A 12902-nucleotide genomic window follows, 5' to 3' on the forward strand; every position below is an offset into this window, starting at 1 on the left:
CTAAAGTTTTCTTCATAAAAGACTTATGAAAACTACATGGGTAAGCCGTTTTTCAGCTTGATTTCTTTGGCATCCAATTCTGCAACAATACCGTTTACAACCTGCAATACTTCCTCTTTTGTTAAAGTACGTTCAGGATGGGAGAATAAAATTCGTAAGGTAATGGATTTTCCTGTATCGTCGGTGTAGGTACCAACCACTTTTACGTTTTTAATCAACGGGCAGTTTGCATTTGCGATGGCATCTGCAATAGGCTGATAGGTTTCAGAAACGAAAGATAAATCAATTTCAATTTCCGGGAATCTGGAAGCTTCCTGATAAGCGATGCTTTTGTTTTTGATATCTGCAAAATCGGTCACATCAATTTCTGCATACACGATGTTTGCTTTTTTATCAATTTCCTTGGAAACAACGGGATTTACAATACCGATTTCACCCAGTTCTTTGCCACTGCAAATGATAGCATTTAAGTTCTTGGGATGCTGATAGGAATGAGTTGCTTCCTTGGTTTTAAATGTCAGAGCTTCGTGTTTTAAGTCGTCTGCAACTACCGCTAAAATATCGCGGAGTTCAAAATACAGAGCTTCCATTTCCTTGGTTTTGGAATACAGAGTGATTGCAAGTTTCTTTCTTTCATTGCAAAGACCGTCGTCTTTTAACCCTTCCACCACTCTGCCGATTTCAAACACTTTAAAATCAGGAGCATAAGCGGTGTTGGATTTCACCTGACAAAGCTGAGTGGGAACGATAGATTTACGGATGGTTTTGATGTTGGGGTTTACAGAGCTTACTAAGTTGATATTGTCTTCCACTTCCAAGCCCAGTGCTTTATATTCATCATAATATGCCCACACATAAGAATGAAGTTCGTGCATGGAATAACGTTTTACCAGAATATCTTTGATTCTGTCTTCATCGCTCTTTTCCTGTGCTGCTCTTACGGGATACAAGGGCACTGCAGCGGTGTTGATATCAAAGTTATCGTAACCGTAGATACGGGTGATTTCTTCGATGATGTCCGCTTTCATAGTGACGTCTTTGGTTGCACGCCAGGACGGAACTGTTACGCCGAAGGTATCGCCGTTTACGGTTACGCCAAAGCCCAAAGCTTTTAATGTTTTTTCGATGGTAGCGTTATCAATATTGATACCGGTGTATTTATCCACAAATGCTTTTTCAAAGCTTAAGCTGATGGTGTCATAATGATAGGGATATTCATCAGTTAAAGAAGAAACCACAGTTGCAGAGGGGTCAATTTCAGTTAAAAGTTTTACGAAACGAGCGATTGCAACGGTAGTCATTTCGGGGTCCAAGCATTTTTCGTAACGCATGGAAGCATCCGTACGGTGCGCCAGACGAACGGTTGATTTACGGATGGAGGTTGCATCAAAGGTTGCAGATTCCAAAGTTAAAGTGGAAGTGGATTCCACAATTTCAGAATCCAAGCCACCCATAATCCCTGCGATTGCAACGGGAGTGTTATCATTACAAATCATTAAGGTATCTTCGTCGATATCTCTTTCCACGCCATCTAAAGTCTGGAATTTAAAGGGGTTATCAAAACGTTTGATACGGATTTTTTCTACTTTACGAGAGTCAAAAGCGTGCATCGGCTGACCCATTTCCAGCATTAAATAGTTGGTTAAGTCTGCTAAGAAGTTAAGTCCTCTCATTCCACAGTAGAACAGACGGATTCTCATATTCATGGGGCTTACGTGCTTGGTGATGTTACCAAACTGTAAGCAGGAATATCTCTGACATAAGGGATCTTCAATTTTTAAATCCACTTTGGGCAAATTGTTGTAAGCTTCCAAATCCGCTACGGGCAGGGGTTTTAATTCTCTGCCTGCAATTGCCGCAAATTCACGGGCGATACCATAGTGACCCCATAAGTCGGGACGGTTGGTTAAGGATTTGTTATCCACTTCGAAGATAATATCGTCAATCTGATATAATTCTTTTAAGTCGGTACCCAATGCCACATCTTCGGTAATATCCATAATACCTGCATTTTCGTCGCTTAAACCAAGCTCTTTTTCAGAGCAGCACATACCGTTGGAGGTGTAGCCTGCCAGTTTTCTGGGGGTGATGGTGATATCGCCAATTTGTGCACCCAATTTTGCGAATGCGGTTTTCATTCCCACTCTTACGTTGGGAGCACCGCAAACCACGTCAACCAATTCACTTTCACCGATATCCACTTTTAATAAGTGCAGTTTCTTGGATTCGGGATGGTCTTCCACAGATTTAATTTCCGCAACCACAATCCCGGAAAGGTCGGAGCCTTTCTGATAGATATCATTTTCCACTTCGGCAGTGGATAAAGAAAATTTTGCAATTAAGTCTAATTTATCCAGTCCGGACAAGTCAACAAAGTCCGAAATCCAGTTCATTGATAAAATCATTTCTTCGCTCCCCTTTCTTATTTATCGTCAGTAAACTGAGACAGTGCTTTTAAGCTGCCGCTGTTTAAATCACGAATGTCTTTTACGCCGTATTTCATCATAGCAAGACGGGTTAAGCCTAAGCCAAATGCAAAACCGGTGTATTCTTCGGGGTCAATACCGCCTGCTTTTAACACTTCGGGATGAATCATACCGCAGGGGCATAATTCCAGCCATCCGCTATGCTTACAGGAAGGACAACCTTCCCCACCGCAAATCAGGCAGCTGATATCCAATTCAAAACCGGGTTCCACAAAGGGGAAGAAACCGGGACGCAGACGAACCTTAATATCCTTTTGGAACACTTCGGAAAGCATGGTTTTCATAAAGAAAATCAGGTTGGAAATGGAGATGTTTTTATCCACCATTACCCCTTCCATCTGGAAGAAGGTGTTTTCGTGGCAGGCATCGGTTGCTTCATTTCTAAAACATCTGCCGGGGAAAATCGCTTTGATGGGTTTTCCTTCATTGATGAGGGCATCCTTATATTTTTTATAAATGGCATTCTGTGCCGCAGAGGTATGGGATTTTAACAACTGACCGTTATCTAAATAGTAAGTATCCTGCATATCTCTTGCGGGGTGATTTTTGGGAATGTTTAATGCTTCAAAGCATTCGTAGTCGGTTACGATTTCACTGTAATCCTCAATGGCAAAGCCCATGGAACGAAATACTTCTTCACATTGACGCTGTACCAATGTAATCGGATGATAAGAACCTCTGTCCAACACGGGAGGCATAGACAAATCAAACAAAGGCATACGACTGTTTTCCAGTTCGATTTCCTTTTGTTTTAATTCTTCTCTTTTTTGGGTAATGGCATCGTTTACTTCGTTTTTTAAAACGTTTACTGCCTGACCGAATGTTTTCTTTTCTTCGGGACTTAAAGATTTCATTTCCTGCATAAGCTCGGTAACGAGACCTTTTTTGCCTAAGTATTCAACTCTTACTTTTTCAAGCTCTTCCATATTGGTAACACCTTGCAGTGCCAAAGAAAAGCTTTCTTTTAATGCTACGGTTTTATCAGCCATAGTTTTCAAATCCTTTCTATATCTTATGCTAATTTTAAAACAAATTTTTTAAGGGGACAAGGGCAATAAAAAAACAGCTCCGTCACCACAAAGGGACGAGCTGCAAACCCGCGGTACCACCCAATTTCAGATTCTTTTGATATGATTCAAAAAAACTGCACTTTTTAGTATCTTTTGGCGTGAGATACAACACCTGACTTATAATCTTAAACAAGAAACTTCGCCAAATACTCCAATGCTGAAATTCATCTTGTATCCTATCTTGGGAGCTTCCAGCCAATGGCTCCCCTCTCTTTTAAGAATCGGATACAGACTACTGACACATCTTCCTTGCATACCATAATAGTATAACAGTTCTTTTTAAAAAAGTCAAGTCCCGAAAGACATTTTCTTTTCGGGACTTTTTCCATTAGAGTTTATCCAAAATTGTTTCAATCTCAGAAAAATCAGATACTTCATATGTAACAGGAAGGTTCAATCTGTTTGGCACTTTTTTTGGATTATACCACATCGTGTCCAAACCCACATTTTCTCCGCCTTTCATATCGGAAGAAAGAGAATCACCAATGATGATGGCTTCTTCTAATGTAAAGTCCGGAATGTTTGGGAATACAGCATCAAAAAATGCTTTTTCGGGCTTTTGGTATCCGATTTCTTCCGAGAGAAAAATGCCGTCAGCCAAAGAATCCAGTCCCGAATTTTTCAATCTGGGATACTGCACTCCTGCGGTACCGTTGGTGACATAATGAATCTGATAACCTTTCTCCTTCAGCGATAACAAAAGTTCCTTAGCACCATCTATCAAAAAAGCGTGTTTGGATAAATCGGTGCGGTAATAAGCATCAAATTCTTTAGAATCAAAGCTGATACCAAATTCCGAAAACAAAATATCAAATCGACGGTATAAAATGGTTGCCTTTTCAATAGTTCCTCTTTCAAATTCTTCCCAAAGCATTTCGTTAATGACGGGATAACGGTTGCAGATTTCATCGGTTACGGGCAAGCCAAAATGACGGAGGGTGTTTTTAATTGCCTCTGCCTCAGAACGGTCAAAATCCAGTAAAGTTCTGTCTACATCAAATAATAAGAATTTCTTTTTCATCGTAAATCTTGTCCCTGATAATATTTTTTAGATCAATATGGTATGTTTTGTTGTCAGCACCGTTTCATACCATAGCTACACCTTATAGAATAATCAGCTCACTCATAAAAGTTCTGCGTTGGATCCTTATAAAAACAACAAGGTACCGAAAACGCAAATCACAACCCCAATCACTTGTCTTACGGAAAACTTTTCACGAAATACCAATACAGCGGCAAGAGAGGTTAAAATCACAGAACCCCCTGTCACCATCGGAAACAGAACAGTTGCGGGAATTGTTGAAGCACCAACCAATTGTAACATATAGGAAAGTCCATCTGAAACAGCTGCAAAAAATACAATCCAAATTGCTGACTTCCAGGAAATTGTTACAGAAGCTTCCTTGGAATCCTTTCCTCGATAAATCAACAATGCTATCGCACAAATCACAATCTTCCAACACACTACAAGGAAAGCATAATCGGAAGAAGTGATCAACTCACTCGCCGGACTAATCTGATGCAGCTTACTGATAATGCTGCAAAGGCCATTGAGCACAAAAACTAAAACGCACAAAAAGATTTGTTTCTTTTCCGGCTTGGTCACTCCGGTGTTGGAAATCGCAATTGATACAACAATTGCCACAAGACCAAGGGTGCGAAGGAATGTTAATTGTTCATTTAAAAACAGCACGCCGAATATGTACGGAAGAACCATACCTCCCGACATTAAAAAGAAGGTATATAATGACATACTGCCCATTTCCATAATTTTAAAGCCGATAAAAACATAGAGCATCCCTGTAATGGTTGAAAAAGCAGCCATCATAACGGAATAAGGCGTTAAGCTTACACGGCATCCATTGATGCAAAAAAACATCACCGCACAAAAAACGCCCATCAATAAGTTGTATACCAGCCCAGATTTTACAGCGGTTCCTGCTGCTTTTTGATAGTTCTTTTGGAACACAAAACTTGCAGCCAGGAAGATGTCGGCAATGATAATTAAAAAATACGGATTCACTGCATATATACCCTCAACCTTCTATAAGATTTCCTTACTATCCAGTACAATGGTAAACGGGCCGTCATTGACTAATGAAACCTTCATATCTGCACCAAACCGTCCGCACTCTACTTTGCCAAACAGTTCACGGCATTTATCCAGCATATAAAGATACAGTTCTTCTGCCATATCAGGTTTTCCAGCGTTAATAAAGCTGGGGCGGTTTCCTTTTTTACAGTCGGCATACAAGGTGAATTGAGAAACTGCAAGTACCTCACCGCCAACATCTGCAATGCTTAAATTTGTTTTGCCGTTTTCATCTTCAAAAATGCGGAGTTTTGATATTTTCTCCAGCATTTTATCTGCAATTTGTTTGGTATCTTCATTAGAAATACCGATGAGAAGCAGATATCCTTTGCCGATTTGCCCGTGAACGGTTCCGTCAATTTTAACACTTGCTTCCAAAACTCTTTGAATGACTATTTTCATTTTTTTGGTATCCTTTTTTCTGTATTATACTTTCTTTTCCAAAAGAACCATATTGATGCCCGTCATAGAATGAAACACACAGGGAACGATTCCGATTTCTTTGTATCCTAATTTTTCATACATCGTTCTGGCACGAACATTTCGCTCGTTGGTATCCATCCGAAGATAAGGGCATCCTTGTTTTTTCGCATACTGCTCATAAAATTCTACAAATTTTTTAGCATAGCCTTTTCGAGCAGCCTTTGTGGAGATAACCAACGTATGAAGCACCATAATTTCTTCGTCAGCGGCATCATACTGCCAATTACCTACGGGATACACATCCATTTGTTCCTGATTGATAACCGCCGTTCCCATTACTCCCGATTCGTCTTCCAAAACGAATAAATCATGTCGCAAAAGTGCCGCCTCTGCAGTAGCTTTTACGGGATAAATATTGCGATTCCAACCGATAACAGCCCTGCCCTCTTCTTCCTCAATATGATTTTCTAAATAAATTTGCCAAATTCTTTCAATATCTTTTTCTTCTGCTTTGCGAAATTGTAACATTGTTTATAATTCCTTGTTTACTTTTTGATTTCTGCTAACATAGACTGTAAGTTTTCGTCTTCAATATCGGTAACAACGTGATATAAAGTGCGGATTTTTTCTCCTGCTGCTTTTTGAGCAATCAAGCTATCCATCAGTGCCAGAAGACTATCATAAAAGCCATCTAAATTTAAAATCACAATGGGTGTTTCCATCTGTTCTAAATATTTTAGGGTTATAATCTGGAAAAATTCATCCATCGTGCCAATACCGCCGGGTGCAATCAGATATAAATCTGCGTGCTTTTCCATCAATGTTTTTCGTTCTGCCATAGTGTCTACCTTGATGGTATTATCACAGTCAAAAATATCTTCAAAATCGCCCATAAAGCGAGGTGTTACACCCATGATATAGCCGCCGTTTTCACGAAAACCTCTTGCAGCCGCACCCATACAACCGGTTGCACCTGCACCATATACCAGAGAAAAACCCTGTTTTGCTAAATTTCCACACAATTCTTTTACAGCATCCTTATGAACATCCGAGATATTGTCGGATGCACCGCCATATAAACATACAAAAAACTGTTTAGACATTTTTGACTCCTCCAATAATCATGTTTCCATGCTTTTATTATACCATTTTATGCAGCGAATTGCAAGATGTTGCAAAAACTTTTCTGTAAAAAGTAAAAGTCCCCACACTTTCGTGTGAGGACTTTTTGGAGCTCCCGATGGGAGTTGAACCCATGACCTCATCCTTACCAAGGATGCGCTCTACCTACTGAGCTACGGCAGCCAACCAACGAGTGATATTATAGCAAATAACTTTTCATTTGTCAATACATTTTTTCAATTTTTTTTATTTTTTTTTAATTTGTTTGTATTTTATCGAAAAACAGTGTTAAAAAACGCGTAATATGACGTATTTTAACCTTATTTATCAAGACACCAGCCAAAATCTCCATGATAAATCATCTGTTTGGTCATTCCTCCGTCGATACAAATATTTTCACCGGTGATAAATCCTGCACAATCCGAACACAGATACAATACCATATTGGCAATATCAGATGGATTCCCTACTCTGCCTGCAGGTTGTTGAATAGCATCAGAGCCTGTATAACAAGTTCCAACAGTATCAATCCACCCCGGTGAAACAGAATTTACTCGAACTTTCCCCGAAAAGCTGACAGCAAGTGCATGTGTCAGAGCAGAGATTCCACCTTTTGCCGCCGTGTAGCTTTCTGTTTGAGGTTGACTCATTCTGTCACGAGATGACGAAATATTGACAATGCTGGCTCCTTTTGTAAAATAAGGTGCAAACAGTTTTGCCAAATAAAAAGGTGCCGTTACCCCAACCTTCAGAGCATATTCAAACTCTTCGTAGCTTCCGTCCCCAACACCACACATTTTTGGTGCTGCATTATTGATCAGAAAATCCACTTTGCCAAAATCTCTAATTACTTTTTCACAAAAAACTTCCAATGTTTGTTGATTGGCAAGATCGCCTTGAAAATATTCGTTATCTTGAAGGTCGATAACACATACCGTGGCACCACATCTTGAAAATTCATCTGCAATATGCTTGCCAATTCCTTGTGCGCCACCTGTTACAACTGCCACCTTATTTTGAAAATCAAACATTGGATTCACCTCTTGCACTCTTTTGGATGGTATTATTCCATATTATATTAACAATTCGGGTAAACTATCCGCTTCGTCTTCAATCTGCCAATCAATGGGAGTCTGACCCGTCATTTTTAAAAACTGATTAGTTTTAGAAAAGTGTTTGCAGTCCCAAAAACCATTATACGCAGACAAAGGGCTTGGATGCGCCGCTTTTAAGATCAAATGCTGCGGTGCAGTGATCAGTTTTTCCTTTGCCTTGGCATTGGCTCCCCACAGAATAAACACCACAGGTTTTTCTCTGTCGTTCAATATGCGGATGACCTGGTCAGTGAACTCTTCCCAACCGCAACCTTTATGAGAATTAGGCTGATTTTCACGAACGGTCAGCACATTGTTCAAAAGCAGAACCCCCTGTTTTGCCCATTTTTCCAAAAAACCGTTTTTGGGAATTTTACAGCCTAAATCATTATGCAACTCTTTATAGATATTCATTAAGGATGGCGGAATATCAACTCCTTTTTTCACAGAAAAGGACAATCCGTGCGCCTGCCCCTTGCCGTGATAAGGATCCTGACCGATAATCACAGCCTTTACCTGAGAATATGCGGTCAGCTTCAAGCTATTAAAAATATCATACATATCAGGATAAATCACGTGATTAGAGTATTCTTCCACTAAAAAAGAACGAAGTTTTAAATAGTATGGTTTCCCGAATTCCCCTTTTAACGCAATATCCCAATCATTACCAAATTTCACCATATAACAATCCTCCGATTTTTGGATCAGTCTCTGTTTCTCATGAAGTTCATAACAAAGGATGCCACCGTTCCGATAACCGAACCTAATAAGAATACAAAAATGAAGTAGTACACACTGTCAAAGGTAGCAAAGGGACAATGCAAAACGGTTTTCATCATATCCCCAATCATATAATATGCTCCCAACGTTGTGCCATACAACCATACGCAGGCAATCAAACTGATGCCAATATAGGCAAAAGCATATTTCACTTTTTCATATCGCATTAAAAACACGGGAACCAGGGATGCTAAAACCAAGCCCACAATTGTTGATATTTCCCAGGAAATAATATTATGAGGTTGAAATCTAAGCACAGCACTTTCACCGGTAATCACCCAAAAGCTGTGCCATTTGGTAATATAACCGATACATAGCACAAATACCACATATAAGAGATAACTGCAGGCACCGGATAAAAGACCCATTTTTAATGATTTTTTAAAACTATCCATTTCCATAAACTAATTCCTCGCAATTTGCTTTTTGATATACTCCTATTATTGTAACACATCAAAATAAAAAAAGCAAGTCGATTTTTCAATAAAAAGTCTTGACAAACAATCCCTTTGGAGTTATAATGCAATTGTATTTCGAAATATCAAACAATTAAAAATTTGGGGGGCTGACCATAAGTCGGCTGAGAGTAAGTGTGTTGCACTTTGACCCGTAACCTGATTTGGATAATGCCAACGTAGGGAAAATAACGTGTTTTCTTTTTGTCCGAATCATTTTTTGATTCGGACATTTTTATTATTTTGGTATTATTCTTTTCTGAAAATTGAAAGGAGTAATAAAAAACATGTCAACAACCAAAAAACTAACCACCTGTGCCCTGCTGATTGCTTTAGCAACAGTGCTGATGTGGGTTTCCAAACTGATTCCTGCTCCCTGGCTGCAGGGCGGAAGCATCACCATAGCATCTATGGTTCCCATTGTAATTGCAGGGATTTTATTCGGCACAAAATGGGGATTATGCGCCTCTGTTGCCTATGCTATCATTCAGATGCTCTTCGGATTTTATCCCCCACCGACACAGACCTTCGGATATTTTGTGCTGGTGGTATTATTGGATTATATCATTGCATTTGGCGTTTTGGGACTTTCGGGATTTTTCTACAAACTGTTCGGAAAAAAAGAATGGGCAATTCCCGTGTCTGCAGCCATTGTCACTACCCTTCGCTATGTGTGCCATATTCTTTCGGGCATTTTAATCTGGGGTGTGTATGCAGAAGAGGGACAAAGCGTACTTTCCTATTCTCTCATTTATAACGGTACCTATATGATTCCTGAAATTATCATCACTACCATTGTAACTGCTTTGATTTTCAAAATGGGATTCTTTAAAAATCAAATTTCAAAAAATTAGAATACCGTAAAAAATAACCGCACAAATTGTGCGGTTATTTTTTTCATAAACCCTATTTTTTTACTTGATTTTGTTTTCTTTTAAGAACCAGATTTCGTTTGCATAGTTGCGGATGGTTTCGTCAGAAGAGAATCTGCCTGCCATCGCAATATTATATGCAGACATCGACAGCCATTTTTGCTGATTGGTGCGGTATAAATCCATTGCACGCTCCATAGTTTCTTTGTAAGAAGCAAAGTCTGCCAATACAAAATACTCGTCGTTCTGATGAATCAAAGAATCAAAGATGGGCATAAATTCACCGGGATGGGCATCTTTGAAGAAATCGCCTTTTAAAGTGTCTAAGATACGGCGGAGTTTGTAATCAGATTCATAAATGTTTCTGCTATGATAATCACCGTCTCTGTAGTGATTTAACACTTCGCTTACAGACATACCGAAAGTGAAGATGTTTGCATCCCCTACTGCTTCCGCAATTTCAATGTTTGCACCGTCCATCGTACCCATAGTTAAAGCACCGTTTAACATAAATTTCATATTACCGGTACCGCTGGCTTCTTTGGATGCGGTGGAAATCTGTTCGGATAAGTCAGATGCAGGGAAAATATGCTGTGCAAAGGAAACATTGTAGTTTTCCAAGAACAGAACAGTGATAATATCCTTGGTATCGGGGTCATTGTTTACCAAATTAGCAACAGAGTTGATAAACTTGATTACCAATTTTGCATAAGCATAACCGGGAGCCGCTTTACCACCGAATAAGAAGGTCATCGGCTGACGTACTTTGGTGGGATTATCTTTGATGTCAAAATACATATCCAGAATCTGGAACGCTTTTAAGAGCTGACGTTTGTATGCGTGAATACGTTTTACCTGCACGTCAAAGAGCGTGTCGGGATTCAGTAGGAAACCCTGTTTATCTTTAATGAAGTTCGCCAATTTAATTTTGTTGCGGTATTTGATTTTGCCAAGTTCTTCTAAGAATGCAGAATCGTTATGCAATCCTTTTTCCACGATTTTTGATAACTGGAGCGGTTTTTTGATAAAGTCTTTACCAATATTTTTGGTGATTAACTCGGTTAATTCGGGGTTGGAATCTACCAGCCATCTTCTATGGGTAATACCGTTGGTTTTGTTATTGAATTTTTCAGGAGTGGTCATATAATAATCGTGGAACAGTTCGTCTTTTAAAATCTGAGAGTGAACTGCTGCAACACCGTTGACGCTATGGCTACCTGCGATACACATATTCGCCATATTTACCACATCATTCTGAATGATTGCCATATAAGAAACCTTGCCGGTGTCACCGGGATAAATCTGATAGAGTTCTTCGCACAGACGACGGTTGATTTCCTCGGTAATCATAAAGATTCTGGGCAGAAGCTCACGATACATATGGATGGGCCATTTTTCTAAAGCTTCGGGCATAATGGTGTGGTTGGTATAGGACAGGGTTCTGGTGGTGATGCCCCAGGCATCTTCCCACGGTACTTCGTATTCGTCCACCAACAATCTCATCAATTCGGGCACACAAAGCGCGGGATGAGTATCGTTGATATGCACACCAACATACTGGTCTAATTTCCAGATGTCGTTTCCTAATGCCACATAGTCTCTCAAAATAGAGGTTAACCCTGCAGACACAAAGAAATACTGCTGTTTTAAACGGAGTAATTTATTGGAATAGTTGGAATCGTCAGGATATAACACGTCAGAAATTGCACGAACAGACTGACGATATTCCACTGCGCTGGAGTATTCCCCACGGGAGAATTTGGAAAAATCAAATTCATCTTCTTTCGGTTCTGCACTCCAAAGACGCAGGGTATTTACAATATTATTTTCGTAACCAATCATAGGAGTATCATAAGGTACCGCCATAACGGGATCGTAGTTCACCTGAGAATAGTAACATTTTCCGTTTCGTTCTTCACATACCACGTCACCGTAGAATTTTACTTCCACGGATTTGGAAGAACGGCGTGCTTCGTATAAGTTTTCGGTATTCAGCCAGTTATCGGATTCTTCCACCTGATAACCGTCCACGATTTTCTGTTTGAACAGACCGTGTCTGTAACGGATACCGTTCCCGTGACCTGCATAACCGCAAGCTGCCAGAGAATCCAGGAAACAAGCAGCCAGTCTTCCCAAGCCACCGTTGCCTAACCCTGCATCAGGTTCAATATGGGTAACTCTGGTGATATCAAAGCCCATTTCTTTTAAGATTGCAGTCATATCATCTAAGATATTTAATCTTCTCAAATCCTTACGGAGTGCCTTCCCCATTAAGAATTCCAAAGAAAAATAGTAAATCTGCTTTACATTATTTTCTTTATAATGTTTTTTGGTTTTTACCCATTCTTTCCCGATGAGTTCCATTACCAGATTTCCCAATGCAAAATACATATCACGTTCGGTTGCATCTTCCACGGATACGTTTCTTACACCTTCCAACTTATTGATTAATGCTTCTTTTAATTCTGCTTTGGTCATTTTTTTGGAAGCGGTGGTGGTTTCTTTTTT

General features: G+C 39.7%; 12 protein-coding genes, 1 tRNA gene and 1 riboswitch. Of the genes, 1 reads left to right on the plus strand and 12 read right to left on the minus strand.

Features of this window, described 5'->3' with window-relative positions:
* Positions 1–32 precede the first annotated feature (32 nt).
* The 11 genes from pheT to E7413_03110 all read right to left on the minus strand — a co-directional run bounded on the left by pheT (position 33) and on the right by E7413_03110 (position 9468).
* Positions 33–2405: a phenylalanine--tRNA ligase subunit beta gene (gene pheT, locus E7413_03060; protein MBE7018842.1), complete on the minus strand. Its 2373-nt coding sequence runs from the start codon at positions 2403–2405 to the stop codon at positions 33–35.
* Between the two features lie 17 nt (positions 2406–2422).
* On the minus strand, positions 2423–3475 hold the full coding sequence (gene pheS / locus E7413_03065) for a phenylalanine--tRNA ligase subunit alpha (GenBank protein ID MBE7018843.1): 1053 nt from the start codon (positions 3473–3475) through the stop codon (positions 2423–2425).
* Between the two features lie 409 nt (positions 3476–3884).
* Complete coding sequence (locus E7413_03070) at positions 3885–4577, minus strand: noncanonical pyrimidine nucleotidase, YjjG family (GenBank protein ID MBE7018844.1); 693 nt, start codon at positions 4575–4577, stop codon at positions 3885–3887.
* A 126-nt stretch (positions 4578–4703) separates the two neighbouring features.
* The gene (locus tag E7413_03075; protein MBE7018845.1) at positions 4704–5579 is read right to left on the minus strand and encodes a hypothetical protein; all 876 of its coding nucleotides are present in this window, start codon (positions 5577–5579) and stop codon (positions 4704–4706) included.
* 21 nt (positions 5580–5600) lie between these two features.
* Positions 5601–6050: a D-tyrosyl-tRNA(Tyr) deacylase gene (locus E7413_03080; protein ID MBE7018846.1), complete on the minus strand. Its 450-nt coding sequence runs from the start codon at positions 6048–6050 to the stop codon at positions 5601–5603.
* Between the two features lie 24 nt (positions 6051–6074).
* Complete coding sequence (locus E7413_03085) at positions 6075–6599, minus strand: GNAT family N-acetyltransferase (protein ID MBE7018847.1); 525 nt, start codon at positions 6597–6599, stop codon at positions 6075–6077.
* Between the two features lie 17 nt (positions 6600–6616).
* Positions 6617–7174, minus strand: a complete 558-nt coding sequence (locus E7413_03090; GenBank protein ID MBE7018848.1) for a TIGR00730 family Rossman fold protein — start codon at positions 7172–7174, stop codon at positions 6617–6619.
* Between the two features lie 126 nt (positions 7175–7300).
* Positions 7301–7376: transfer RNA gene (locus tag E7413_03095), tRNA-Thr, on the minus strand.
* 137 nt (positions 7377–7513) lie between these two features.
* A complete protein-coding gene (locus tag E7413_03100; protein ID MBE7018849.1) occupies positions 7514–8224 on the minus strand; it encodes an SDR family oxidoreductase in 711 nt (236 codons plus the stop codon).
* Positions 8225–8266: 42 nt separating this feature from the next.
* Positions 8267–8968 (minus strand): uracil-DNA glycosylase, encoded by a 702-nt coding sequence (locus E7413_03105; protein MBE7018850.1) that lies wholly within the window; start codon positions 8966–8968, stop codon positions 8267–8269.
* A gap of 23 nt (positions 8969–8991) precedes the next feature.
* Positions 8992–9468, minus strand: coding sequence for a hypothetical protein (locus E7413_03110; protein ID MBE7018851.1), 477 nt, complete (start codon positions 9466–9468; stop codon positions 8992–8994).
* 147 nt (positions 9469–9615) lie between these two features.
* A riboswitch (TPP riboswitch) is annotated at positions 9616–9725 on the plus strand.
* Between the two features lie 84 nt (positions 9726–9809).
* Here E7413_03110 and E7413_03115 point away from each other — a divergent pair.
* Positions 9810–10376 (plus strand): energy-coupled thiamine transporter ThiT, encoded by a 567-nt coding sequence (locus tag E7413_03115; protein MBE7018852.1) that lies wholly within the window; start codon positions 9810–9812, stop codon positions 10374–10376.
* 60 nt (positions 10377–10436) lie between these two features.
* On the opposite strand, the gene E7413_03120 is transcribed toward E7413_03115, so the two are convergent.
* A complete protein-coding gene (locus tag E7413_03120; GenBank protein ID MBE7018853.1) occupies positions 10437–12872 on the minus strand; it encodes a glycogen/starch/alpha-glucan phosphorylase in 2436 nt (811 codons plus the stop codon).
* Positions 12873–12902 lie beyond the last annotated feature (30 nt).

It is taken from the genome of Oscillospiraceae bacterium (genome assembly GCA_015068645.1).
In the GTDB taxonomy this organism is placed as follows: Bacteria; Bacillota; Clostridia; order UMGS1840; family UMGS1840; genus SIG452.